The 25,456-nt window shown below is 68.6% G+C and carries 22 protein-coding genes; 15 read left to right on the top strand and 7 right to left on the bottom strand.

Going from position 1 to position 25,456, the window contains the following annotated elements:
* Window positions 1-9 precede the first annotated feature (9 nt).
* A complete protein-coding gene (locus ASF41_RS14205; protein WP_056216112.1) occupies window positions 10-1,323 on the top strand; it encodes an MFS transporter in 1,314 nt (437 codons plus the stop codon).
* On the opposite strand, the gene ASF41_RS14200 is transcribed toward ASF41_RS14205, so the two are convergent.
* Both ASF41_RS14200 and ASF41_RS14195 read right to left on the bottom strand, forming a co-directional pair.
* Window positions 1,304-1,687: a hypothetical protein gene (locus ASF41_RS14200; RefSeq protein ID WP_056494133.1), complete on the bottom strand. Its 384-nt coding sequence runs from the start codon at window positions 1,685-1,687 to the stop codon at window positions 1,304-1,306. The two genes, ASF41_RS14205 and ASF41_RS14200, sit on opposite strands and share 20 nt — an antisense overlap.
* Before the next feature lie 157 nt (window positions 1,688-1,844).
* Window positions 1,845-4,988, bottom strand: a complete 3,144-nt coding sequence (locus ASF41_RS14195; RefSeq protein ID WP_082504420.1) for a polysaccharide deacetylase family protein — start codon at window positions 4,986-4,988, stop codon at window positions 1,845-1,847.
* Window positions 4,989-5,424: 436 nt separating this feature from the next.
* Here ASF41_RS14195 and ASF41_RS14190 point away from each other — a divergent pair, with 436 nt between their 5' ends.
* The 13 genes from ASF41_RS14190 to ASF41_RS14135 all read left to right on the top strand — a co-directional run bounded on the left by ASF41_RS14190 (window position 5,425) and on the right by ASF41_RS14135 (window position 16,558).
* The gene (locus ASF41_RS14190) at window positions 5,425-5,637 is read left to right on the top strand and encodes a hypothetical protein (protein ID WP_244472697.1); all 213 of its coding nucleotides are present in this window, start codon (window positions 5,425-5,427) and stop codon (window positions 5,635-5,637) included.
* A gap of 11 nt (window positions 5,638-5,648) precedes the next feature.
* Window positions 5,649-5,822 (top strand): hypothetical protein, encoded by a 174-nt coding sequence (locus ASF41_RS25625; RefSeq protein WP_200917584.1) that lies wholly within the window; start codon window positions 5,649-5,651, stop codon window positions 5,820-5,822.
* A 409-nt stretch (window positions 5,823-6,231) separates the two neighbouring features.
* Window positions 6,232-6,495 carry a hypothetical protein gene (locus tag ASF41_RS14185; protein WP_056216120.1) on the top strand — a complete coding sequence of 88 codons (264 nt, stop codon included), beginning with the start codon at window positions 6,232-6,234 and terminating at the stop codon, window positions 6,493-6,495.
* 83 nt (window positions 6,496-6,578) lie between these two features.
* Window positions 6,579-7,394 (top strand): transglutaminase family protein, encoded by an 816-nt coding sequence (locus tag ASF41_RS14180; RefSeq protein WP_056216122.1) that lies wholly within the window; start codon window positions 6,579-6,581, stop codon window positions 7,392-7,394.
* 45 nt (window positions 7,395-7,439) lie between these two features.
* Window positions 7,440-7,790 carry a hypothetical protein gene (locus ASF41_RS14175; RefSeq protein WP_056216124.1) on the top strand — a complete coding sequence of 117 codons (351 nt, stop codon included), beginning with the start codon at window positions 7,440-7,442 and terminating at the stop codon, window positions 7,788-7,790.
* A gap of 394 nt (window positions 7,791-8,184) precedes the next feature.
* Window positions 8,185-9,402 carry an ABC transporter substrate-binding protein gene (locus ASF41_RS14170; protein WP_056494128.1) on the top strand — a complete coding sequence of 406 codons (1,218 nt, stop codon included), beginning with the start codon at window positions 8,185-8,187 and terminating at the stop codon, window positions 9,400-9,402.
* Window positions 9,403-9,554: 152 nt separating this feature from the next.
* Window positions 9,555-10,409 carry a branched-chain amino acid ABC transporter permease gene (locus tag ASF41_RS14165; RefSeq protein WP_082487503.1) on the top strand — a complete coding sequence of 285 codons (855 nt, stop codon included), beginning with the start codon at window positions 9,555-9,557 and terminating at the stop codon, window positions 10,407-10,409.
* 13 nt (window positions 10,410-10,422) lie between these two features.
* Complete coding sequence (locus ASF41_RS14160; protein WP_082504418.1) at window positions 10,423-11,478, top strand: branched-chain amino acid ABC transporter permease; 1,056 nt, start codon at window positions 10,423-10,425, stop codon at window positions 11,476-11,478.
* Complete coding sequence (locus ASF41_RS14155; protein WP_056494125.1) at window positions 11,475-12,263, top strand: ABC transporter ATP-binding protein; 789 nt, start codon at window positions 11,475-11,477, stop codon at window positions 12,261-12,263. The genes ASF41_RS14160 and ASF41_RS14155 overlap by 4 nt, the downstream gene beginning before the upstream one ends.
* Window positions 12,260-12,973 (top strand): ABC transporter ATP-binding protein, encoded by a 714-nt coding sequence (locus ASF41_RS14150; RefSeq protein ID WP_056216130.1) that lies wholly within the window; start codon window positions 12,260-12,262, stop codon window positions 12,971-12,973. Before ASF41_RS14155 ends, ASF41_RS14150 begins: the two co-directional genes overlap by 4 nt.
* Before the next feature lie 23 nt (window positions 12,974-12,996).
* Complete coding sequence (locus ASF41_RS14145; RefSeq protein ID WP_056494114.1) at window positions 12,997-14,244, top strand: Zn-dependent hydrolase; 1,248 nt, start codon at window positions 12,997-12,999, stop codon at window positions 14,242-14,244.
* Between the two features lie 23 nt (window positions 14,245-14,267).
* Complete coding sequence (locus ASF41_RS14140) at window positions 14,268-15,770, top strand: M81 family metallopeptidase (RefSeq protein ID WP_056382021.1); 1,503 nt, start codon at window positions 14,268-14,270, stop codon at window positions 15,768-15,770.
* Entirely contained in the window at window positions 15,767-16,558 is a 792-nt protein-coding gene (locus tag ASF41_RS14135; protein WP_056494112.1) for a FadR/GntR family transcriptional regulator, read from the top strand. The genes ASF41_RS14140 and ASF41_RS14135 overlap by 4 nt, the downstream gene beginning before the upstream one ends.
* Before the next feature lie 59 nt (window positions 16,559-16,617).
* Here the strand turns inward: ASF41_RS14135 and ASF41_RS14130 are convergent, their stop codons facing one another.
* The 5 genes from ASF41_RS14130 to ASF41_RS14110 form a co-directional block, all read right to left on the bottom strand.
* Window positions 16,618-18,216 (bottom strand): Tad domain-containing protein, encoded by a 1,599-nt coding sequence (locus ASF41_RS14130; RefSeq protein WP_244472696.1) that lies wholly within the window; start codon window positions 18,214-18,216, stop codon window positions 16,618-16,620.
* A gap of 81 nt (window positions 18,217-18,297) precedes the next feature.
* Entirely contained in the window at window positions 18,298-18,975 is a 678-nt protein-coding gene (locus tag ASF41_RS14125; protein ID WP_082504416.1) for a TadE/TadG family type IV pilus assembly protein, read from the bottom strand.
* Window position 18,976: 1 nt separating this feature from the next.
* Complete coding sequence (locus ASF41_RS14120) at window positions 18,977-19,660, bottom strand: TadE/TadG family type IV pilus assembly protein (protein WP_244479659.1); 684 nt, start codon at window positions 19,658-19,660, stop codon at window positions 18,977-18,979.
* Between the two features lie 420 nt (window positions 19,661-20,080).
* The gene (locus ASF41_RS14115) at window positions 20,081-21,067 is read right to left on the bottom strand and encodes an AraC family transcriptional regulator (protein WP_082504414.1); all 987 of its coding nucleotides are present in this window, start codon (window positions 21,065-21,067) and stop codon (window positions 20,081-20,083) included.
* 1,476 nt (window positions 21,068-22,543) lie between these two features.
* On the bottom strand, window positions 22,544-23,887 hold the full coding sequence (locus ASF41_RS14110; RefSeq protein ID WP_082487493.1) for a flagellin: 1,344 nt from the start codon (window positions 23,885-23,887) through the stop codon (window positions 22,544-22,546).
* Window positions 23,888-24,195: 308 nt separating this feature from the next.
* Here ASF41_RS14110 and chrA point away from each other — a divergent pair, with 308 nt between their 5' ends.
* Entirely contained in the window at window positions 24,196-25,455 is a 1,260-nt protein-coding gene (gene chrA / locus ASF41_RS14105; protein WP_056494109.1) for a chromate efflux transporter, read from the top strand.
* Window position 25,456: the final 1 nt, after the last annotated feature.

Below are 25,456 nucleotides of genomic sequence, written 5' to 3'. Positions count from 1 at the left end.
GCGGACCGTATGAGCGAGACCGCCGGACGGCGCCCGCTCACGGCTCCGGCACGCAGGGTCCTGGGGTTCGGCCCCCTGGTCCTGCTCATCCTCGCGCAGCTTTCGGCGGCCAGCGACCGCTTCCTGATCACCCTCGTGACGACCCCGGTGAAGCAGGACCTCGCCCTCAGCGACGCCCAGCTCGGCCTGCTCCACGGCTCGGCCTTCGTCATCCTGTACGCGCTGACCATGCCGCTTTTCGGCAGCTTGGCGGATCGGGGGCACCAGCGGACGATCCTGCTCGCCAGCATCGGCCTCTGGACCTTGGCGACCCTCGGATTCGGACTCGCGGGCTCCTTCGCGGTGCTGTTCCTCAGCCGGTTCGTCCTCGGACTGGGACAGGCCGGTCTCGCGCCGGCCTCGCTGTCGCTCATCGCCCACGGCTCCGAGCAGGGCCGCATGGCCCGGAACGTGTCGCTGTACACGGCGGGAGGCAGCCTCGGGCAGAGCTTCGCCCTGCTCGCCGGCGGTGCGGTCCTGGCCTGGCTCGTCCTGCGCGGCGGCCTGGCGTTTCCCGGCCTCGACCCGCTGCCGCCCTGGCGCGCCCTGTTCCTGCTCGCCTGCCTGCCCAACCTCGTGCTGATCCTCGGCGCGGTGGCCGTCCGGCTGCCGCGGGCGCCACCCGCCGCCAGGGCGGGGCTGAACCCCGCCTGGGCGTGGATCCTGCGGCGGCGGCGGATCTACCTGCCCCACTTCGCGGCCGCGGCCTGCGCCGTCCTGATGGGTCGGACCCTGGCCGCCTGGGGGCCGACCCTCTACGTGCGAAACCACGGCATGAGCCCCGCGGAGAGCGGCGTGGTTCTGGGCGGCCTGCTGCTGATCGGCGGTCCGCTCGGCCATCTGTCCGCAGGCCTGCTCCTGGACCGGGTGGCGCGGGCGCGCCGGCGTGCGGCCGCCTCGCGCCTGCTCGGTCTCGGCCTGATGGCGGCCCTGCCGCCCGCGATCGTGATGGCGGTGGCCGCCGACCGGACGCTCTCGCTCGCCGCCTTCACCCTCCTCACGGCCGTGATCGGGTTCACCGCCCCCCCCGCCGTGACGGGGGTGCAGCTCCTCACGCCCGTCAGCCTCCGCGGGCGGGTCAGCGCCCTCTTCATCGCCGCCGTGACCCTGACGGCCTCGGGCACCGGGCCGCCCCTCCTGGGGTTCCTGGCCGACACCGTCTTCGGCGCCGAACACCTTGGACGGGCCCTGATGGTGCTGTACGGCCTCGTGGGCGTCCCCGGGATCCTCCTGGCCTTTCGGGCGGCCCGGATGGGCCGTCCACTCACCGGCGCAGGGCGCTGAGCCAGGACGAGACCGGATCGAGGACGTCGCTGGCGACGGAGGCGGCCCAGGCGCGCGCCCGCTCGGTCAGGGCGGGACGTCGGGCCGGCTCGCCCGCGCGCGCCTCGCGCGATCCGGCATCGACCTCCGTCATCGCCGCGGCCACGAAGGCATCTTCCTGGGCCTGGCAGGCATCGAGGGCGTTGCGCTGGGAGCCGGCGCGGCTCTGCGTCCGCGGCTGCTGCGCGAACGCGTCCCGCACGCAGGCGTGCCAGGTCTGTTCGAGGGCGGCGAGCCCGGCCTCGGACCGGCTAGGCACCTGCGCCGTCGCCGCCTGTGGCGCGAGGCTGATCAGCAGGAAGGCGGCGCGGACGGTCATCGACATGGAGGGGAGTATGACCGTCCGGCCCGTCGCGGCCTAGAACAAAAGCGCAACACCCGGGGAGCCGCGATCGTCCGTCCGCCGGATTGCCCCCCGGCCGGGACCGAACGCCGGGCCGCCCGCGCCGGGCGCTTCGGATCCGTCCGGGTCGATCGCGCGATCAGACCACGATCGCGAAATCCTGATACTGGAGAAGCGGGTTGTTGGAGAAGGTGGCCACCTGTTGGGCGGCCGCACTCCCGATGCCGTCCGCGTCCCAGCTCAGCGTGTGCGACCCCGAATTGAAGACGAACTCCGCGTGCGCCTTCGTGGCGAGACCGGTGGCGCTCGTCTCGAACCAGTCGCTCGCGAGCGTGCCGACGGGAAGCCCGTAGTCGGAGGCGTGCACCTGGATCTTGTCGCCCTGCGCCCGCGAGAAGTCGCGCACGAGGTCGATGCCCTGACCGGCCTTGCTGAAGAGGAAGGCGTCGGCGCCGAGCCCGCCCGTCAGGATATCGTTTCCGGCCTTGCCCTCCAGGATATCGGCGCCGTCGCCGCCGGCGAGCGTGTTCGCCGCGCTGTTTCCGGTCAGGACGTTCGCCAGGGCATTGCCCGTTCCGTTGATGGCGTTCGTCCCCGTCAGGACGAGCTTCTCGACATTCGCCGCCAGCGTGTAGGTCACCGCGCTCTGAACGGTGTCGATCCCCGCATTCACGGCCTCGATGATCCGGTCTCCGGAGTTGTCGACGATGTAGGTGTCGTTGCCGCTGAGGCCTTGCAGCGTGTCGGCGCCGGCCCCGGCATTGATCGTATCCGCGCCGTCCGTTCCGAAGATCCAATCGCTCGCGGTCGTTCCGACCGGCGCCGACGCGAGGACGATGGAGACGTTGTGCTGTCCCAGTCCGGTCAGGGTCAGATCCAGGTTGACGCCGGAGAGGCTCGCGCCATCCGTTCCGGTGATTTGCACCATCTGCCCGACATGGGACTTCAGCTGGATGATGTCGTGGCCCTCACCGACGACCGAGTAACTGAGGTTGGTGCCGTCGCCGGTCACGCTGAGGAGGTCGGACCGGTCCGCAAGGGTCGTCAGGTGGGTGACGTCGTCCGGCGTGCCGTCGAGGGCGATCTTGAAGGTCCCGCCCGCCTTCGGCACGAAGACGCTGTTGCTGTCGTAGGCGTACCAGCCGGCCACGTTCTTGATCGTATGGCCGCTGCCGATATCGAGGGCGAACTTGCCGAGATCTCCGGCCGCGGTGGTCGCCGACGCGGTGAGGACGTTCGCGGCCGCATCGAAGCTGTAGCTGACGTCGGACTTCTCGAGGGTCGCGGTGCGCTGGGCCAGATCGTTCAGGGTCACGAATTCCGAGCCCGCCTGCGCGGCCCGTGCGATGAAATCCGTGAACATCTGCTGGGTGTAGCCGGCATCCGTCGTATCGGTCAGCCAATTCGTCGGACCGTAATCGTGCCAGGGCCAGACCACGACCGGCAGGTCGGAATGCGCCGTCAGCGTCGCCCACTCCTTGGCCCACGCTGCGGAGGCCTGCGCGGCGGTGAGGTGCTGGTAGCCCACGAGGGTGAAGTCGAAGGAGGTATTGGGCGCGATGTAGACCGATTTCATATCGGTGGCCGTCGGGCTGAGATAGCCGATCGCCCCCGGATACCCGGCGCCGATCAGGGAGGCGCCGCCCGAGATGTAGGGATAGTACTGCGCGATCTGCCGCGCGGTGGCGAGATTTTCTCCCGCCCCGGGAACGGCGGCACCGATATTGGTCAAACCGAGCTGCTGCTCGATGATCGCGCGGGATTGCTGGAATTCGGTCTGGAATTGGGCCGCGGTGAGGAGGTTGGTGTTCTCGGGATGCGTCAGGGAATGCGAGCCGATCTCGTTCCCCATCGCCAACATCTGGTTGTAGTACTTCTTCGAGTAGGTCCAGTCCGTGACCTCGCCCTCGGCCGGATTGTTGCCGACATCGATGTAGTACGATCCGACGAAGTTGTAGGCCTGCTTCCACTGCGTCAGGATCGGCAGGAGCTTGTCGTAGATGCCCGATCCGGAGGCCGGCCGGACATCATCGGTGTACATGGCCTGATCCATGTCCACGCGGGCGGCGACGATCGCCTTGTTCCGGCTCATGTGGAGGCTGACATCCGGCCCCGTCGCCGGCGCCATGGTCCAATCCAGGGCGTGGGCCAGCATGTTGTTGTCGGCGAGCATGCCGTCCGTGGCGAAGTGAACGTTCTTGCCCCCGGTCTGCGTCGCCATCACCGCGATGTTGGATTGCCCGTTGACGATCTGATTGGCGAGCGTCGTTCCCAGCCCGTCCGTACTGGTGAAGTAGGAGGTGCTGATGTTCGTGTACTGGTGGATCGACTCGCCGGCCGTGTACCCGGCCATGACGGGATTGGTCGTGGCCGCCGCCTTGACCTCGACGTTCGCGCCGTTGACCCCGTCGACGCGGCTGACATCCAAGAGCGCCTTCATGCGCGCGTAGGAATCGCCGGAGAGCGGAGCGTTCTTCTCGTCGTTCGTCATGAAGTCGCCGGCGGTGATGATGCCGACGTGGTAGGTCTTCTCCAGGCTGGTCAGGGTGTCGGTGATCGCCGCGACCTTCGCGGCGGCGACGTTGCGGAACGAGGGAAAGATCAGCGTGTCGTAGTTCGACAGCTTCGCCAGATCGGTGAGATCCGATTCCGACAGGAGGTCGTAGGGGACGCCCGCGGCCGCGGCCTGGTTCTGCGCCGCCATGTAGAGCTGCGAATACGCCATCGGGCTGAAGTAGTTCGCCGCCGTGGATTCCGAGTAGACGATCCCGACCTTGTGCCCCGTATAGGTCCGGGCCGGCAGGGTGCTGGCATCCGAGACCGTGTAGGGGCCGGCCCCGTAATCGCCTGGTAGGAAGACGCTGTTGTTCACGTCGGCCAGGACGTTGAGGCTCTTCGGCGTCCCGATCTGCGCCGCCGAGACGCTGACCTCCAGCACCGTGCGATCGGCATTGTAGACGGCGGTCAGCGGCGTCGCCGACACGAGCGTCTGTCCGTCGCCCCCGCGATAGAGGTACGGCTTTCCGTCGGCAGCGATATTGATGTTGTAGTCGTAGCCCCCGTACAGACCCCAGATGCTGTAGCCGGTGGTGGCATTCTTGTCGGTGTTCAGCCAGATCGTCGTGTACGCCCCGATCGACGTCCCCGTCGGCGCCTGGAGGGCGAAGGTCAGGACACCGCCCGACAGGTCGCCGTACAAACTGTATCCGGCCGCTGTCGTGCCTGCGGGATTGAGCCGAGCCGACGATGTCCAATCGTTCAGGTTGCCATCAACCGTGGGCATGACAAAGCGTCCCCTCACAAGAGTAGAAAATTGGTCCAGCGCCGAAAGGACAAATCCCTCAGGCTTTTTCTCTTTGGCCAACGCAGATCAATGATTCGATGACGCCATCCATCGGCAATCGTGATGGCATCGACAACTTTCAGATCTGGAACGAATCCCGCATGTCTCGAATCATACTCAGTTGATCGGATAAAGTAATTCCGCCAAGGGGATTACCTCCAGGGGGCCAGTCCGGATACCTGACAATGGCTACACCCGGTTCCGTTCAGGGTGGGCCCAGGCCGGATGTCGGAGCGAGGCGCCCTGCGGCCGGAGGGGCGTTCGACGGCTGCGAGGGGCCCTGGCGGCGCCAGAAAGTGCCGAACGCGTCCCGGAGCCTCCGGCGTCCGCGCGCGTTGAGATGAAGATCACCTCACATCAGCGAGCCCCGATGCCCATGAACCGATTGGCCGAGACCGAGGCGGTTCTCACCCGCACGGATCAGGTGTGGCGTTCCGAGATGACGCGTCTCTACGGCTCGGACGGCGTCCTCCGCTTCGGCTACCGTCCGGAGGGGCAAGGCGCCGTCGATACGCCCATGCGGCGGGCCTACGAGGCGCGCCGGCACGCCATCGCGCTGTGGCGGCACGAGCGCCGGGTGGAAGCCTAGCCGCCGGGCCGATGGGGCTGATCTCCGTCCTGGGCCTCTGGGCCGCCTATTGGGCCGCGCTGTTCGCCCAGGTCGCCCATCTGCGATCCCTGGAGGACGGCGCGGGCGCCCTCGCCTTCTCCCGGGTGTCCCGAACCCTGCTCGCCATCGGCACCGGGCTCTTTCTGTTGGCCAAGACTGGATAATTGGCCCAGGCCGGGTAGCCTTCCGTCATCGACCCGGCCGCACCGGCGCACGGGACGGGCTCTGTGCCTGGGCCTCTGTCTTGGCCCGTCTCTTGGCCCGTCTCTTGGTCCGTGTCTCGGCCCGTGTCTTGGGAACGCGTCGCTCCGTGACAGGACTTCGCGGCCGAACGTTCACAGACGCATCGGCCTCCCGATGCAGCCCTGTCGGATCAGCGAACTTTCTCTCGGTCCGAGATCGACGAGGACTGGACTAAAGTGTGCAGGGCCGATGAGACGACGCATCGTTGCGGTAGATTGCGATTTTCGAACCGTTGCGACCCGAACTCTGCTAAAGACCTGTTATTCGGCTCATGAGATAGGGACCCGTCCGGGCTCCTGCGGTGACCTCGTCCATCGAGAAAGACACCGCATGCCCTACGAGAAACCGACGATGGAGTTCTCGGACCTGACCGGACAGGCGACCCAGGACGGCATCACGGTGACGGTGAACGTCTACCGCTTCGCCGGCTCCCAGGATCCCTGGACGCTGGAGGTCATCGATCCGACGGGATGGTCGACCCTCTGGGACACCACCTTCGCCTGCGACGCGGATGCCCTCGACGCGTTCACCGAGGCCGTCGAGGCGGGCGATGGCATGCGCGTGTTCCTGGAGCCGCCGCCGACCCTGCACTGAGGGAAGCCCCTCGGCCAGCGGAACCGCCCCCTCGCGGCCCGGCGGCCCCCTCCCGCGCGCGACGACAATCCCGGAGAGACCCCATGCGCATCCTCGTCGGCTGCGAGATGACCTACACCTTCCCCCAGCCCACCCCGGTCATCGCCACCCTCAACGTCCATGCCTCGCGGGTTTCGGACCTGGAGCGCCCGGACCACCTCGTCACGCAGCCCGCGGTGCCGCTGGAGGGCTATCGCGACAGTTTCGGCAACTGGTGCCAGCGGATGACGGCTCCGGCCGGCGCGTTCACGCTGAAGACCGAGACGATCGTGCGCGACGGGGGCCGCGGGGACCATCCGCACCCGACGGCGGCGGAGACGCCCATCGCGCAGCTCCCGACCGACAGCCTCCTGTTCCTCCTGGGCAGCCGCTACTGCGAGACCGACCGCCTCTCGCAGATCGCCTGGGACCTGTTCGGCCATCTGCCGCCCGGCTGGAGCCGTGTCCAGGCGATCTGCGACTACGTGCACGACCGCATCACCTTTGGCTACGAGCATGCCCGCGCCACCCGGACCGCCTTCGAGGTGTTCGAGGAGCAGCGCGGCGTCTGTCGCGACTACGCGCACCTCGCCATCGCCTTCTGCCGCTGCCTCAACATCCCGACGCGCTACTGCAACGGCTACGTCAGCGACATCGGCCTGCCGCTCCCGCACGCACCGGGCGACTTCGCGGCCTGGATGGAGGTCTTCCTCGATGGAAGCTGGCACACCTTCGATCCGCGCAACAATGCGTCGCGGATCGGCCGCATCCTGATCGCCTACGGCCGGGATGCGGCCGACGTGCCGCTCACCCTGACCTTCGGGCCCAACACCCTGACCCGATTCGTTGTGACGACCGAGGAAGCCCCGGCCGTCGCCTGACCGGCGCTGCGAAGCGCCCCCGCTCCCAACCGAAAGCCGAACCCCATGACCTCCCCCGCCATGCTCGCCGAGAACGTCTCCATCGCGGATCTCGCGGGCCGGAACGCCGACCGCCTCGAGTACCTGAGAGGCGTCTACCGCAACATGGTCCCCGACCAGGCGCGCAATCCGACCCTGCGGGTTCGGATCAGCCGCCTCGGATCGGAGGTTCGGCCGGCCTACCGGATCGAGCGCGACGATACCGACGGCCAGACCGTCGTGTTGGGGTTCTACCAGGGCGACAAGCACAAGCCGCTCCCCAAGCGGCTCCACGATTGCGACGGGCCGAGCTGGAGCAGCGAGACCATGAGCTACGTCGAGCTGCGCGCCCTGCACAACGGCGCGATCGGGGTCTGAACCGGCCTCCCCCTCGGGGTCGGATCGGCGCGTCCGTCCAGCCCCAGACCGATCGGCGACGCCTTGATCGGCTGGCGCGCTCCGCCCTGAGGCGGGCGTGCGAAGCCCGCCGGCGTCGCCACCGGGAGGCGGCGCGCTTCCCCAACGACAACCTCAGCCGCCACGACGACGTCGCCTCGATCGAATCGACCTTCGCCCTCGGCCCGGTCAAGCGCGCCAAGACCCGGTCGATCCTGCAGCGATAACGAGCATCGCCTGCCTGAAATCCTGGCTTACGACCCGCAATTGCACAAGTGCAGCGCAACATCCACGACCGCTTGACGGATCGAACACGCGCATATTCTATGCGTATAGTTTGGATAGTTCGACCGGCGCGAGAGCGGGGAGCGGTGCCATGCGTGATCGTCGTGCGTTTCTGAAGACCTCGCTGACGGCGGCCGCCCTGGGGGCTTCCGGCCTCCCGCTGTCCGGTGTCCTGCGCGGCGCCCACGCGGCGGAGGGGCCTCTCGTCATCGGCGCCCCGCTGCCGATCTCCGGCGCCTTCGCGGCCAACGGCAAGTACGCCTCGCTCGGCGCCGCGTTCGCGGCGCAGGAGGCCGGCAAGGTCCTCGGACGCACCGTCACGGTCGCGGACATCGACACCGAGGGCAAGCCGGCGCCGGCCGCCCGCAAGGTGCAGGAGGCGATGGCGCAGGGCACCCGGCTCTTCGCCGGCGGCATCCTCTCCTCCGAGGCCCTGGTGATGGGCAAGGAGGCGGCGAAGTCCGACGGCGTCTTCATCACCACGGCGGGCGCCGACGAGATCACGGGCTCCGACTGCAACCGCAGCACCTTCCGCTGGACGGTGCCGACCTTCGGCGCCATCGCGCAGACGGTGCGGCCCCTCATCGCGCAGATGCCCGACGCCAAGCGCTGGTACACCATCACTCCGCAATACGTGTTCGGCGAGGGCCTGCTGAGCGCCGCCAAGGCGGTCTTCCAGGAGAAGGGCATCGAGCATGTCGGCAACAGCTATCACTCGCTGGCCGAGAAGGAGTTCAGCGGCTACCTGACCAACGCGATCGCGGCCAAGCCCGACGTGCTGCTGCTCCTCAACTTCGGCTCGCAATCCTCGGATGCCCTGCGCCAGGCGGTGAGCTTCGGCCTCAAGAAGCGCATGACCATCGTGCTCGCCTGGGCCTCGGGCCTGGAGCAGTTCGAGGCCCTGGGTGCCGATCTCTGCGAGGGCGTCTATTTCGGCGCGCAGTACTGGCACGGCATCGACTCGCCCCTGAACAAGGCCCTGGTGGCCAAGGTCCGCGAGACCGCCAGGATGACGCCGAACTACTCCTTCGCCGGCTCGTACCAGATCACCAAGCTGCTCCTCGACGCCGCCGCCAAGGCCGGCAGCGCCGACGGCCCCGCCGTGATCAAGGCCCTTGAAGGGATGCGCTATGCCGGCCTGACCGGCGAGGAGGAGATCCGCGCCGCGGACCACCAGGTCATCAAGGATTACTACCTGCTCAAGGGCAAGGCGAAGTCCGCCATGAAGGACAAGGACGACTTCGCCGACGTCATCCAGTCCGGCAAGTCGTTCCTCTCGCCCGAGGCCGCCGGCTGCAAGATGGCGTGAGGAAGATGGCGTGAGGGCTGGCTCCGACCCTCCCCCCTCCGCGGAGGAGGGTGGTCGCGGAGCGACCGGGCGAGGGGGCGACCTCTCCGGACAGCACGCACCCCTCACCCGACCCGCGACGCGGACGACACCTTGGCTGAACGGGAGACTCCGTGACCTACCTGTTCCAGATCCTGAACGGCCTCGGGCTCGGGATGCTCTACTTCCTCCTGGCGGTGGGCCTGAGCATCATCTTCGGGCTGCTGCAGTTCGTGAATTTCGCCCACGGGGCGTTCTACCTGCTGGGGGCCTACCTCGCCTACGAGGGCGTCGAGCGGGGCCTGAGCTTCTGGGTGGCGATGCCGCTCGCCGCCCTCGTCGTCGCGGGGCTGGCGGCCCTGACCGAGCGGCTGCTCCTGCGCCGGGTCTACAAGCTGCCCCACACCTTCCACATCCTCGTCACCGTCGGCCTCGCCCTGGTGGTGCAGGAACTCGTCATCATCGTCTGGGGACCCCTCGGCGGGAACGTCGCCCCGCCGGAGGAACTGAGCGGCGTGTTGATCCTCGGCGACTTCGTCTATCCGGAGTACCGGCTCTTCGTAATCGGCTTCACGGCGCTCCTGGCCGCGGGCCTGTGGTGGCTCCTCGACCGGACGCGGCTCGGCGCCATCGTGCGGGCGGGGTCGGAATCGCCCGCGAACATGGCGCTCCTCGGCTACGATACCTTGCGCATCAACACCGCCGTCTTCGCCCTCGGCGCGGGGCTCGCGGGGCTGGCCGGGGCGCTGGCCGCCCCCATCCGCGGCGTCGAGCCCTTCATGGGCGTCGAGGCGCTCGGCATCGCCTTCGTGGTGGTGGTGATCGGCGGCATGGGCAGCTACGCCGGGGCGCTCGCCGCCGGCCTCCTCGTCGGCATCGCCCAGAGCCTGATGGCCACCCTGTGGCCCGAGGGGGCGCGCCTCGTCATCTATCTCGGCATGGCCGGCATCATCATGGCGATGCCGCGCGGCCTGTTCGGCCGGGCCTGAGGAGGATTTCGCGATGGTCCCTCTTCTCGACCGGCCTCTCGTCCAGTTCGGCCTCGCGCTCGCCGCCGTGCTGATCCTGCCGCTCGTCATGCGCTCCGGCACGCTGGCCAGCGAGATCCTGATCTACGGGCTGGCGGTCGCCGCCTGCAACCTGCTGCTGGGCTATACCGGCCTCCTCTCCTTCGGCCAGGGCATCTTCTTCGGCCTGGGCAGCTACGTCGCCGGGCTCGGCCTCGTCCGCGCCGGCCTGCCCGCCCCCGTCATGCTGCTGCTGTCCCTGGCCCTGGGGGCGCTGGTGGCGGCCGGCGTGGGCTGGGTCTCGATCCGGCGCCAGGGCGTCTACTTCGTCATGCTGACGCTGGCCTTCTCGCAGATGTTCTACTTCCTGGCCTACACCTTCAGCGGCCTCACGGGCGGCGACAACGGCCTGCTCGACATTCCCCGCCCGCGCCTCGCCGGCACGGTTTTGGCCGATCCCTGGACCTACTACGCCTTCGTGGCCGTGCTCTTCCTCGGGCTCTTCGCCGCCCTGCAGCGGGTCGCGCTCTCGACCTTCGGGCGCACCCTGCTCGCCATCCGCGACAACGAGGGCCGGGCCGGGGCGATCGGCTATCCGGTGCGCGCCTTCAAGGTCGCGGCCTTCGCGATCTCCGGGGCGGTGACGGCCTTCGCGGGCGCGCTCCACGCCATGCTGATCGGCGTCGCGCCCCTCTCGAACATCGACTACCACACCAGCGAGACCCTGCTGATCATGACGATCATCGGCGGCAGCGCCAACCTGTTCGCCTCGCTCCTCGGGGCCGGCGCCTACCTGCTCGCCGCCGACGCCCTCTCGGCGATCTGGCCGCGCTGGCTCCTCCTGCTCGGGCTCCTCCTCATCGTCATCACGCTGTTCCTGCAGCGCGGCCTCTGGGGCCTGATCGAGCACGCCGTCGCCCTCGTGACGCGGGCGCCGCCGGTCGACGATCCGGCGCCGGACCGGCCCGTGGTGACCGCCCCCGAGGTCGCGCCCGCGCCGGAGGCTCTTCCCGGCGCGGAGACCGGCCGCGCACCGGAGGTCGCCCGATGAGCGCGCCGATCCTCGCTACCGACGCCCTGAGCGTCCGCTACGGCAGCTTCGTCGCCCTGCAGGACGTGACCCTGCGCATCGCCGAGAACAGCGTCCACTCGATCATCGGCCCGAACGGCGCCGGCAAGACGACCCTGTTCCACGCGCTGACCGGTCGGATCGCGCCCTCGGCCGGGCGCATCACCCTGGGCAGCCGGGACATCACCCGCACCGCCGACCACGAGCGGGTGCGTCTCGGCCTCGCCCGCTCCTTCCAGGTCACCAGCCTGTTCCCGACCTTGAGCGTCCGTGAGAATCTGCGGCTGGCCGCGCAGGGCAAGACGCCCTGGCAGGCGCTGGCCCCCTGGCGCCGGGCCGAGGCGAACCGGCCGGCGCTGGCCATGGCCGAGGCGATGCTGGAACGCCTCGACCTGACCGCGGTGGCCCTGCGCGCCGCGGGCGCGCTCTCGCACGGCCAGCAGCGGCGCCTGGAGGTCGGGATGGCGATGGCGGCGGCGCCGAAGGTCATCCTCCTCGACGAGCCGACCTCCGGCATGGGCATCGACGACATCGCCGCCATGACGGCGCTGATCCGCGACCTCGGCCGCGACCACACCGTCCTGTTCATCGAGCACAACATGGGCATCGTCATGAACATCTCCGACACCGTGACGGTGATGCGCGCCGGCCGCGTGCTGGTGGAGGGGCCGCCGGCCCGGGTCCGCGACGACCCGGAGGTGCGGCGGGCCTATCTCGGCAACATGATCACGGGCGACCTAACGCCCGCCCGGGCGCACGCCTCGTGAGCGGCCCGGTCGCCCTCAGCCTGGACGCGGTCCAGGGCTTCTACGGCAAGAGCCACATCCTCCAGGGCGTCAGCCTGGAGGTGCGCGACGGCGAGATCGTCTGCCTGCTCGGGCGCAACGGTGCCGGCAAGACCTCGACGCTCAAGGCGATCAGCGGCCTCCTGCCCCCGCGCGGCGGCCGGGTGCAGTTCCACGGAACCGACGTAGCGGGCTGGCCCGCCCACCGCATCGCCCGGGCCGGCCTCACCCTCGTGCCGGAGGACCGGGGCATCTTCAGCCTGCTCAGCGTCGCGGAGAATCTCGCCATCGCCGTGCGCAAGGGCTCGCCCTGGGGCCTGCGGGACATCTACGCGATGTTCCCGCGTCTCGAAGAGCGCCGCCGCAACGGGGGCGCGCAGCTCTCGGGCGGCGAGCAGCAGATGCTCTCCATCGCCCGCGCCCTCCTCTCCGGGCCGAAGCTCCTCATGCTCGACGAGCCGGTGGAGGGCCTCGCCCCCGTCATCGTCGAAGAGATCGTGGCCCAGATCCGCGCCATCCGCGAGGCCGGGGTCCCGATCCTGCTGGTGGAGCAGAACCTGGCGGTCTGCACGAGCCTGGCCGACCGCCACTACATCCTCGAACTCGGCCGCGTCGCCTACGCGGCCGGCAATGCCGACTTCGTCGCCGACGAGGCGGCGCGCGACCGCTTCCTCGGCGTGAAGGCGGCGTGAGCAGCAGGGACTCCGAAACACCGATGTCGAACCTCACCATCAACGCCGAACGCCTCTGGGACACCCTGACCGAGACCGCCGCCATCGGCGCCACCCCCGACGGCGGCATCGCCCGCCTGACCCTGAGCGACGAGGACCGCCGGGTGCGCGACTGGCTGCGGACCCAGGTCGAGGCCCTGGGCTGCACCCTCACGGTGGATGCGGTGGGCAACATGTTCGCCCTGCGCCCCGGCCGGAACCCGGACCTGCAGCCCATCGCGCTCGGCAGCCACCTCGACACGCAGCCCACGGGGGGCAAGTTCGACGGGGTGCTGGGCGTGCTCGCCGGGCTCGAGGTGCTGCGCACCCTGGACGGGGCCAGCTACGTCACCGAGGCGCCGCTGCTGCTGGTGAACTGGACCAACGAGGAGGGCGCGCGCTTCGCCCCCGCCATGCTCGGCTCCGGCGTCTATGCGGGCATCTATGCCGGCGACTGGGCCGAGGCGCGCCAGGACAGCGCCGGCACGCGCTTCGGCGAAGCCCTCGACGCCATCGGCTACCGCGGCACGGCGCCTGCGGGCGCGGTGCCGTTCGGGGCGATGTTCGAACTGCACATCGAGCAGGGCCCGATCCTGGAGGCGGAAGGCGCCACCATCGGCGTGGTGCAGGGCGTGCAGGGCATGCGCTGGTTCGAGGTCACCCTGGAGGGCCGGTCCGCCCATACGGGCTCGACCCCGATGCCGCTGCGCCGCAACGCGCTGGTCGGCGCCGCCCGGCTGGTGGAGGCGGTGGACGCCGCCGCTCAGGCGCACGCCCCCGACGCGGTGGGCACCGTTGGCCACCTCACGGTGACGCCGAACTCCAACAACGTCATCCCGGGCCACGTCTTCCTCACCGTCGATCTGCGCCACCCGCAGGACGCGGTGCTCGACGCCCTGGAGGCGGAACTCGAGGCGGCCGTGGCGCGCGTCGCCACCGAGCTCGGGCTGGAGGCCCGCCTGCAGGCCATCGCCCGGACCGCGCCCGTCGCCTTCGACCCCGAGTGCATCGCCTCCGTCCGGCGGGCGGCCGCGAAGGGCGGCCACGCCACCCGCGACATGGTCTCGGGGGCCGGCCACGACGCCGCCCACGTCGCCGGCCTGGTGCCCACCACCATGGTGTTCGTGCCGAGCGCCGGGGGCCTCAGCCACAACCCGGCCGAATCCACCGCCCCGTCCGAATGCGCCGCCGGCGCGCAGGTCCTGCTCGACGCGGTGCTCGACTACGACGCCCGCCAAAGCGCCGCGCCCTGACCCCAACGACACGAGTTGCCGCCATGCGCATCGTCACCGCCCGGGTGAACCACGAGACCAACACCTTCTCGCCCCTGGCCACCCCGCTGGCCGCCTTCCACCCGCTCTGGGGCGACGCGGCCCTGGCGGCGGGCCGCGACAGCACCACGGCGCTGGGCGCCTTCATCCGCTTCGCGGAGGCGCGCGGCGCCACCGTCGCGGTGCCGGTCTCGGCCCATGCCAACCCGAGCGGCCCGGTGGCGGACGCAGCCTTCGAGGCGCTCTGCGCGGCGATCCTCGACGCGATCCGCCCGGGCTGCGACGCCATCCTCCTCGACCTGCATGGGGCGATGGTGACGGAGAGCCACGACGACGGCGAGGGTGCGCTGCTCGCCCGCATCCGCGCCCTGGCGCCCGGCGTGCCGCTCGGCGTCGCCCTCGACCTCCACGGCAACATCACGGACGCGATGGTGGCGCAGTGCGACGCGCTCGCCGGCTTCAAGACCTACCCGCACGTGGACATGGCCGAGACCGGCGCCCGCGTCGCCGGGATCGTCGGGCGCATGCTCGACGAGGGCCTCAGGCCCCACCGCGCCTGGGTCCACCCGCCGATGCTCGCCCACACCTTGCGCATGGACACCCGCGTACCCGGCCCGATGCAGGCGGCGGTGGCGGCCGCCCGGGCGGCGGAGGCCCGCCCCGGCGTGCTCGCCGCCACGATCTTCGGCGGCTTCTCCCTGGCCGACCTCGCCGAGGCCGGCGTCTCGGTCACGGTCACGGCCGAGACGCAGGGCGCCGCCGACGCGGCGGCCCGCGACCTCGCGGCCGGGCTCTGGGACGCCCGGGACGCCTTCGTCTACGCGGAGGCGCCGCTGGCCGAGTCCATCGCGGCGGGACAAGCCGCGCTGGCGCAGCCCGGCGACGGCCCGGTGCTCCTCCTCGACCACGGCGACAACTGCATGTCGGGCGGCACCTGCGACGTGATGGACGTGCTCGCCGCCGCCCTCGACGCCGGGATGGACGGCATCCTCGCCGGCCCGATCTGCGATCCGGAGGCCGTGGCCGCCCTGCACGCGGCGGGCGTGGGCGCCCGGGTCGCCTGCGGCCTCGGCAACCGCGTGCCCCTGCCGGGCTTCCCGCGCCAGGCCCCCCTCCCCCTCGCCGGCACGGTGACGGCGCTGGGCGACGGGGACTACGTCATCACCGGCCCGACCTATACGGGCCAACGCTGCCGCATGGGCCGGGCGGCGGTGCTCGACACGGGCGCGGCCCGCATCCTCGTCACGGAAGAGCCGCACGAGCCCTGGGACCTCGGCGTGTTCACCAGCCTCGGCCTCGACCCGGCGGCCGCCCGGGTGCTGATCCTGAAGTCGCGGATGTATTGCCGGCCGGTCTTCGAGCCCCTCGCCCGGGCGGTGGTGGAGTGCGCGAGCCGGGGCGTCACCAGCTCCGATTACGGCCTGTTCCCTTTCGCCAAGCTCGCCCGCCCGATCTTCCCCCTCGACGCCGACGCGGCCTGGGCTCCACCGAGTCCGGCTCCCCGATGACCACGCCCGAGGTGGACGGCCCGCCCGCGCCGATGCGGCGGATCAAGCTGTCGGACCAGATCGCCGAGGATCTCTGCAACCGGATCGCCCGCGAACGCCTGGCCCCCGGCGACCGCCTGCCGAACGAGCGCGCCCTGATGCAGCATTACGGCTGCGCCAAGGGCACGATCCGCGAGGCCCTGAAGGCCCTGGAGGTCCAGGGTCTGGTGACGATGCAGTCCGGCCCCAACGGCGGCCCGGAGATCCGCCCGATCTCGGTGGACGCCGCCGCCCAGCAGCTGCGCCGGTTCCTGCATTTCCAGGAGCTCGACTTCGCCCAGGTCTACGCCCTGCGCCGCAGCCTGGAGGTGACGCTCGGCGTCAGCGTGGTTGGCCGCCTCGGCGAGGCGGAGTTCCGCCGCCTGGAGGCGAACATGGCCGCCTGCGAGGCCGCCAACGCGGGCGACCAGCGCGGCCTCGGCCGGGTGGTCGAGGTCGATTTCCACGACATCCTGTGCGACGCCAGCGACAACCCGCTCCTCGCCTTCATGTGCCGGTTCCTCAACAGCCTGCTGCGCGACCTCGTGGAATTCCGCAGCGACAGCCTCACCGAGCACGAGGCCTTCGGCGCCCACAACCTCGAAAGCCACCGCGCCCTCGTGGCCGCCTACCGGGCCGAGGACGCCGAGGCCGTCCGGCGCGAGATGCGCGAGCACATGTGCTGCGCCGAGCACTTCATGCAGCGCCTCGATGCCAAGTTCCGCAAGGACCTGCTGAGCCGACGGGGCGCGAACGGCGCGGGTGTGTGAGGGTCGGGCCCGGGACGACGGCCCTCAGCGTCTGGGAGCCGGCCCAGGGACGGGTGCCCTCACTGGGTCAGGCGCAGCGTTCCGATGCTCTTTCCGATCTGGTCGAAGGCCGCGATGAGGGCGTCCGAGGTGTTGGCGATGAACGCCTGGCTCTGCGAACTCGCGCAGCCGTTCAGCAGGCTCAGGCCCTGGCTGTCGATCGGATCGCCCGCGGTGCTGAAGCCGATCGTGTAGAGCTGGATGCCGGCCGCCTTGGCGTTGGTGCAGGCCGTCTGGGTCAGGGCGTCCAGGGCGTTGCGCGCCTGGGTGGTGGTCGTGAGATTCTGGTAGTTGGGCGGCAGGCGCCCGTTCGGCGTCGAGCCGTCGGCGTTCTTGAAATACCCCATCGAGAAGAAGAACGTCCCGTTGTAGTTCTGGTAGGGGTTGTCGCTCCAGCTGTTCGCCCCGTCCGTCATCAGGATGATGATCTTGTTGACGTTCGCCGAGGCGTAGGAGCCGCCATCGCCGAAGACGCTGTTGGGCGACACCGTGCGCCATCCCCACATCAGGCCTTCGAGGATGTTCGTCGCGCCCTGCGGCTTCAGGCTCGAGACCAGCGACTTGAGGATCGTGACGTCGTTGGTCAGCCGCTGCAGGGGCTGACTGGTGCAGCCGAAATTGGGTCCGTTCGGCAGGGCGAGGTAGGAGCTCTCCGTGGGCGCCGCGCCCTGGGGATTGACGTACTTGCAGGCCCGCGCCTCGGTGGCGGCGAAGCTCAGGCTGGTGTCCGCCTTGCAGGAATTGGAGCCCGTCGCGTCGTTCAGGTAGCTGTTGAACGTGTAGTTCCCCGCATAGGTCGTATAGGACGTCGTCCCCTGACCGGGCTCGTCGGGTGCGAACATCGGGACGTAGAGGGAATCGGCGCTCGCCCCCGGTTGCCCGTCCTGGACGTTCAGCGGATAGGGCAAGGTCTCCAGGCACCCGCCCCAGCCCCAGCTCGGCGAGACGGTCTTGAGGGAATCGAAGATCCCGAACCGACTGGTGAACCCGGCCGCCGTGGCGCCGCTGACGTTGTTCCAGTGGTAGGAGGATTTGCCGAGCTTATCGATCCAGGCCGCGTTCCGGTACGTGACCGGATTGACCGCGACGGACGCCGCGAAGGGAACGATCGAGATCCGCGTATCCGCGGTGAAGGCGGGGTTGTTGTGGACGTAGTCGATGAAGTTGTTCGCCGCCTGCTGGGCGGCCTGCATCTTCGTCGTGCTGCCGCCGCTCGAACTCATCGAGCCGGTCGTGTCCAGCACGAGGGCGATCTCGAACGTCTTCGGAAGCGGCGTCGCGCATTGCGCGACGGCGGTGGGATTCAGATCCAGCGTCTTGGAGACCTGGCCGAACAGGGCCGGCGAGCTGATATGGGTGGCCAGGACGATCTTGCGCGGGCTCGTCGTCACGCTGATGGGATCGACCGTCAATCCGGCGGCTCCCATGTAGCCGGCCATCATGGCCTGGGCTTGGGCCTGCATCTGGGCCGTGGTCGTCGTGCTCGGGCTCTGGCACAGGCTCAGGGCCGTCGCATCGGTGGCCGCCTGGAGCTTGGCCTGCATCCGCGTGGCGGTTCCGTAATCGAGGGCGGCCCCCGCGAAGGCGAGCAGCGGCAGGCTCGCGAGCGCGAAGATCACCGCGACGTTCCCGCGGCGATCGCCGTGGAAGCGTTGGACCAAACCAGGACGACGCACGATCATCTCCTCACCTCGTCGCACTCAGGTCACGGGGGCGGGGCAGGGCGATCCCTTGGGCAGGACCACCTCGCTGTAGGGGTTCACCCCGTAGGGCTGGCCGCCGCGGGTCGGCCAGGGCGTGTTGACGGTCAGGGTGATCTGCCCGTTGGTCCCGCCGAGCTGGTTCACCAGGGCGCTGCCCAGCATCGGCGCGTAGGGCATCGTCACCTCCGCGAGGATGTAGCGGGTGCCGGTGACCTGGAATCCCTGCGGAACGCTCAGGTCCGCGGCGGCCCCGGTGGCGCGCGCCTTGGCGTTGTCCGTGGCGGCGCTCGAACAGACGACGGGCCTCAGGGAGAAGCCCTTCAGGTCGACCCCCAGCGCGCTCACGACGATCTTGACGTTCGTGGTGTCGAAGGGACGAAGAATGAGCTTGGCCGACTTCAGGATGTCGGCCATCGCCGCATCCGTCATCGGGTTCTGCTTGTCGCCCTGCGACGTGAGATCCGCGACGGCCCGCGACAGGAGGGTCACCTTGCGCCAGTTGTCGACACCATTCGACAGCTCGATGATGCCGACCAGCAGCAGGAGCATGATCGGGAAGATGAGGGCGAATTCCACCGCCGAGACGCCGCCGGCCGCCCGCCCGAACGAACGGGCACGGATCCGGACGGCGTGGATGTTCCGGGCAGGTGGCGGGAAGGAGCCTGGCGAACCCATGTCAGGTGTTGCAGCCCGTGGTCGATGTCGTCTGGTAGGGCTCCGTCCGGAAGACGGCCGTCGACAGCATCAGCTGGGATCCATCGGCGAAGGTATTCGGGCTCAGCTTCAGGAACGAGAAGAACACCGGAAACTTCGCGGCCGCCGAAACGATGACGATGGCGCCCGGCTGCGGACAGCTGAACTGCGTCCCGGCCGTGCGGGACCAGCCGCCCGTGCTCGAGTCGAACGGGCTGGAAACGCTGCCGCTGCCGTAGGACCCGCTCAGCGTGACGTCGAGCTTGATCGACTGGCAGTCGAAGGCCGGCATCAGCGCGCCGGAGTTGCAGAGATTGTCCCGCAGACGTCCCAACAGAACGGCCGGGTCCCGCTGCCCGCTATTGGCCACCTGAAAGGATCCCGTCAGAATGGATCGGCTTGCCTTCTGCACAGCATAGTCGAGGTTCTGCGCAGCCCAGACCTGAAACGAGATCTGAATGATCGCAGCAAGCATCGTGAAGAACGGAATTGCAACGAGCCCGAATTCGACGGCGGTCGCGCCACGACTGTCCGAGCGGAATCGTTCGAGCAGCGCAACCGCACGCAAGTTGAAAAAAACGTCGGCTTTTCCGGTCGTTTCAGGCTGGCAGGGATGTCCTGTACGATTCAAGACCATCTTTCGAAAGGTTTTCTGATCGAACAGCATCGGAACAAGTTTCTGTGATACAAGCTCTATAACGCAGAAGTTGCATGCGGCTCGATTTTTAAATCTTACGTGCTACAGGCATACGGGCCAGCAATTCACAATGTATGAATCCGTTTTTCGAATTTTTGCTTTCGTGCACCTTCGGACTCCTGCGAATTGAGCACCGGCCAGTCCGCGGGCGATCCGCCCGTGCCCAACCGGGGCTTCTCCGGACACCGATTCCCGCGCATCCGGGACGAGGCGGGCCCTGGAATCGAAGCGCCGCTCGGTCCCGGGGCGCCGACGTGTCGGGCGCGAGATGCACGAGCACATGCGCTGCGCCGGGCACTTCCTGCAGCGCCCCGATGCCAAGTTCCGCAAGGATCTGCTGAGCCGACGGGGCGCGAACGGCGCGGCGCCGTGAGCAGGACCCGCGATCGGCTAGAGTTCACGCAGCCAGGACAGCAGGCGTGACGCGCGGTCGTCGTGCGGGCAGACCTGGCAGGTGGCGTCGACCTCGCTCGGGTTCAGGCCGTACTTGCGCCGGAACGCCCGGCTGAACACCTGCTCGTTCTCGAAACCGCTCTCGAACGCCAGTTGCGCGATCCTCGGGCGCCGCCCGCCGGCGGCGCAGGCGAGCTGCTGCATGGCGTGCGCGAGGCGCCGGCTGCGGATATAGGCGTAGACCCCCCCATCGGCCTCGAACAGCTTGTAGAGGGGCGTCCGCGACAGGCCGAACTTGGCCATCAGCGTCTCGGCGTCGATCGCGGCGAGGTTTCGGTCGATCTCCTGGCGCACGGCGATCCCGAGGACGCCGGTGTGATTGTAGGCGCTGTCCGCCTCCGCGATGAACGCCGCGTTGCAGAGGGCGATGGAGGCCTCGGCGAGCCTGTTCTTCTGCAGCGGGGCCGCCGTCCGAAGGCAGGTCCGCAAGCCTTTCAGATGGTCGGCGAGCAGAAGGGTGAGGGGTGTGGTCGTCGGAGGGATGACCCGTCCATGCCAGCTCGACGGATCGCCGCGCCAACCATCCAGGACACGGCGCGGCACGATCGCCCCCAATTCGGCGCCCCCGCCCGCGCGGTCGATCGAGAGCTCCTGAGAAAGATCGAAGACGACCAGCATCTCCTTCTCGATTTCCGAAACGCACCTTTCGGTTGCAATCTTTTTCCGACCTGAGAGCTGGAGGGAGATGCAGATGTGATCGATGTTCTGGTTCGCGATTTGAGACGATTTTCTCTCCGCGACCTGCTTGAAGCCGTCGGTCTCGGTAAACATCATTTTCTTCAGATTATAATATCTTTGGTATACACTGCACGGAACAAAGACGTCCTGCTCGCAACGCACCTCGAATAGATCCGACAAGGCATCAATCCAGGCTCTTCGACGCGTATTGTTATCGGCGATGCTCTGGAAAAGATACTCTATCATCTATCCGATCCAGTTCTATGGCCCTCTCGATTGACCTAAAACAGTCCGGATATCCCGGAGTACGCCTCCCGGACAATCTATTGTTCGCTCTTCGCGCAGTGAATAGCGCCACAGCGGATCCGCACGCTCCGGGATGGATTGTCTGGATTGAAGGACGGAACGTCCGTCCGTGCACACGCCATCGTCAGTCTCAGAACGCCGCGCGCGCTGCGCTGCACCCGTCTTGCGTGCACGCGCGCGGTTTTGGCTGACTGAAACGGCCCTGAGTCGGTTCGCGGAGATGCGTGCGTCCCGGTCGGACTCGTCGACGCGTGCCGCCCGACCAGGGGCGTGCCTGCGGCGGATTCCCTCGGCGAAGCCCATCCTCGGAAAAGGGCGCCCAGGGTGCGGAACCCGCATCGACGGGCGAGGCGGAGGCCGCGAACAGCGCCTCCGATCTCGGTCGAATGGGCACACCATGCAATCGCTCCTCCCGACTGGGATAGAGAAAGATCAGGCGCCGTATCTATCTTCCATAAGATTCAGATATATTTTTAGTTTACATTATAATTTGGCCTATAGACTGCGACTTCGAACCTCATCCCGGAAACAGAAAGACTATTTCCTAGTCCGGACCGGACGGGTGGTCTGACGGGTCGCTCCGACCCTCGGACGGAAGCCTGCCAAGCTCGAACGCCGGGAGAGTGGAGCACGCGCAACGCGGGACGGCCCAAGATCGATGGTGCCGACCGGAAGCCCCGATCGCGGCCCGCCGGAGGATAATCCAGGAGGTTACTGGCGCATGACCTTGGAACTATTCCAACAGCAACGGAACGGATCAGGCTCGTCTCTCATCGCGGACGACCACGCATTCGACAGAATAATTCCCGAGCGATCCCGCACTCAGCGGCCCAGAGACCTGATAATATTCTGAACTTAACCGTGATCTGCGTTGATATGAAACAGGTTTATTCGAAATCATATTAGATTGAAACTTGTCAGACTGGATGGATCAGAGAAATCTCCGTTGTAGAATCCGCTTCCGATGGGCCGGAAGGGATGCGGCGGACGAGGCTGGAGCAGGCGGGGACGGGGCTTCCGGCGATGTCCGCTCGTTCGCGGCAGGGCCGTCCGTCAGGGGCCCGGCCGGGTCCGGTTTTGCCGGGCGCCCGGTCGATGAACGTCCGGCCCGCTTGCGCGTCCGGCCGGTAACGAGTGCCGCAAACCCGCCTGCAAACCCGATTGTCGTGAAGATCGCCCATGAGACGAGACACACGAGCCCGATCCGCACACCGTCCCACGAGGGGGCGGACTGCGTCATCATCACGATGGCACCCGTCAGCGCTGCCCCTGCGGCAAGCCATCTGGACAGTTCGGAAGCGAGAGCCATGGCCGGCCGGATCATGCTGGGAGAGGGGCCGCGGTCGCACCGGCGTGCGCGAACCCCGGGCGCAACTCGGCGCGGTCAATCGAACCGCGCCGAGTTGCCGGGTCCGCTTAGCGCAGGAGCTGCAGGATGCTCTGGTTCGCCTGATTGGCGAGGGACAGCGCCGAGACGCCGAGCGACTGCTGAAGCTGCAGGGCCTGCGAGTTGGCAACCTCCTCGTTCATGTCCGCCGCCGTCAGGTTGGAGGCGCCGGTCGCGAGGATGTTGGTCATGCTTTTGGTGAAGTCCTGGCGGGTCTGGATGATCGACATGTTCGAGGAGAGCACGTTCGATTGGGTCTTCAGGGTGTTGAGCGCACCGGTCAGCGCGTCCGCCGCTTTCGTGAGGTCCGCATTGTTCTGGATGCCGAAGTTCGACCCACCGGCGGACGTGGCTATATCCTGCATCAGACCGATCCCTAGGTTTGCTGAGTTGGTCACCGTGCCTTGCACGACGAGCTTTGACTGGTCCGGCCCGGTCAACTCGTTGAAGACGACCGAGGTCTTGTCGCCGTTGAGCAGATTGATGCCACTGAAGCCGGAATCCTTGGCTGCGGAGTCGATCTGGGTGCGCAAGGTGTTGAACTGCTCGACCAGAGCCGAGCGGGCCGCCGAGGTGAGGCCGCCGACGACGGCATTCGACTTCGCACCGAAGATCCGCGTCGTCGCCGTCGTGTTGGCGGTGAAGCCGGTCGCCGGCGGCGTCGCGGCGGCACCGAGATTGATGGTGAGAGGATCGGATCCCTCGCCGACCACCTGCATCAAACCCTGGTTGTCTACCGACGCGGTGGCGAGGCCCGACTTGTTGATCTGGCTGACGAGGTCGGCGACCGTATCGGACGCCGTGATCGTGTAGCTGTAGCTCGCGTTGCCAGCCGAAATCTGCAGGGTGTTGACGGTCGTCGCCAGCCCGACGTTTCCGTTGGCACCGGCCTTGGCCGGGGCGACCGGAGCGATCAGGGTCATGCCGAGGGAGTAGTCACGGACGCTCATGCCCGCAGCAGTGGCCAAGTTCGGAGCACCGAGGACGGCGGTCCCGGAAATCTTGGGCAGGTTCTGCGCGGCGCTGCTCTGGGCCTGCTGCACCACCGCCTGCATCGACTTCACGTAGGTGCTGATCGTGTCGAGGCCATTCGACGCCTGCTTGATGGTCTGGATGCCGTTGGACATGCCTGCGAGCAGGCTCGTCAGGGAGCCGGCGCGATCCGTGAGCGCCTGCGCGGTGAAATACTTGACCGGATCATCCAGGGCGCTGTTGACGCTCTTTCGAGTCGTCAGGCGCTCCTGATTGGTAGACATCAGCGACGCGGTGTTCTGTAGAGAGAGCACGTTGTCACGCGCAGCCTGAGTTAGACCAACAGAATAGTCCATGAGATGCAATCCAGGTTTGGAGCCGTCGATGCCGTCTAGGCACATCAATCTCGACCGGGATTGGTTTATGGATTTGTAAGTACAGAACTCTGAGTCGATTGATTAGGTGACGATCCGTACTTTACTTAGGACGATGCGTACTATAGCCAGACTTGATTGCTCTGCGCCTCGTTTGGGCGTTTCCCGCGCGGCGCGCCTGCGGTCCGCCGGTGCGCCGCGCCCCGGGGACGGGCCGGCCGGTGGGAATCGCCGCGACTTGGGCCGCGCCGGATGGTATCCGCCCGCCGAACCGGTCCATGGTCGATCGAGAGCGGGATGGGTGCTGCAGACGTGTCGACGATGAGGATCACCGCGTGAACGGGCAGGCACAGCCTCCATTCCCCAAGACGCGTCCGGGTCCCGGCCGGGCCGCCGAGGTGTTCGGCGTGTTCCTCAAGCTCGGCCTGACGTCCTTCGGCGGTCCGATCGCGCATCTCGGCTACTTCCGGGACGAGCTGGTGCAGCGCCGGCGCTGGATCGACGAGGCGGGCTATGCCGACCTCGTCGCCCTGTGCCAGTTCCTGCCGGGGCCGGCCTCCAGTCAGGTCGGCTTCTCCCTCGGGCTGCTGCGGGCCGGCGGCCTCCTCGGCGGGCTCGCCGCCTGGGCGGCCTTCACGCTGCCCTCCGCGCTGGTGCTCCTCGCCTTCGCCCTTGGGGCCGGCGCCCTGACGGGCCCCTGGGCGGAGGCCGTGCTGCACGGCCTCAAGCTCGTGGCCGTGGCGGTGGTGGCCCAGGCGGTCTGGGGCATGGCCCGCACGCTCACCCCCGACCGGCCCCGCGCCGGGATCGCCATCGCGGCGCTGATGGGGGTCGTCTTCCTGCCCGGCCCCGTCGGACAGGTGCTGGCGATCGCCCTCGGGGCCGCGGCCGGGCTGATCCTGTGCCGGGGTGCGCCCGCCGCCACCGTCGGCCGCCTCGCGGTGCCGGTCTCGCGCCGGGCGGGCGCGGTGGCGCTGATCCTGTTCGCGGGGCTGCTCGTGGGGCCGACCCTCGTGGGGCCGGCCCTGCTCGCCCCGAGCGGCGGCGCGGGTCCGGCAGGCCAGGGGCTCGCCCTGTTCGACGCCTTCTACCGCGCGGGCGCCCTGGTGTTCGGCGGCGGCCACGTGGTGCTGCCGCTGCTGCAGGCGGAGGTGGTCGGCCCCGGCTGGATCGATCCGGCCCGGTTCCTCGCCGGCTACGGCGCCGCCCAGGCGGTGCCGGGGCCGCTCTTCACCGTGGCGGCCTATCTCGGCGCGGCGGTCGGCCCGGTGCCGCACGGCCTGCCCGGGGCGGTCATCGCCCTGGTGGCGATCTTCCTGCCGGGCCTGCTCCTGGTCTACGGCGCCCTGCCCTACTGGGACGGCCTGCGCGCCCGTCCCCGTGCCCAGGCGGCGATGCGCGGCACCAACGCCGCCGTGGTCGGCATCCTGGGAGCCGCCCTCTACGATCCCGTCTGGGTCAGCGCCGTGGGCGATGCCCGCGACTTTGCCCTCGCGGTCCTAGCCTTCGTGCTGCTCACCGCAGGGCGGGCGCCCCCCTGGATCGTCGTCCTGCTCACCGCGGCCGGCGGGCTCGTGCTGGCCCGGCTCCGCTGAC

The sequence above is a fragment of the Methylobacterium sp. Leaf111 genome (assembly GCF_001423285.1).
Taxonomy (GTDB): domain Bacteria; phylum Pseudomonadota; class Alphaproteobacteria; order Rhizobiales; family Beijerinckiaceae; genus Methylobacterium.
This window is presented reverse-complemented; position numbering and strand designations above follow the sequence as displayed.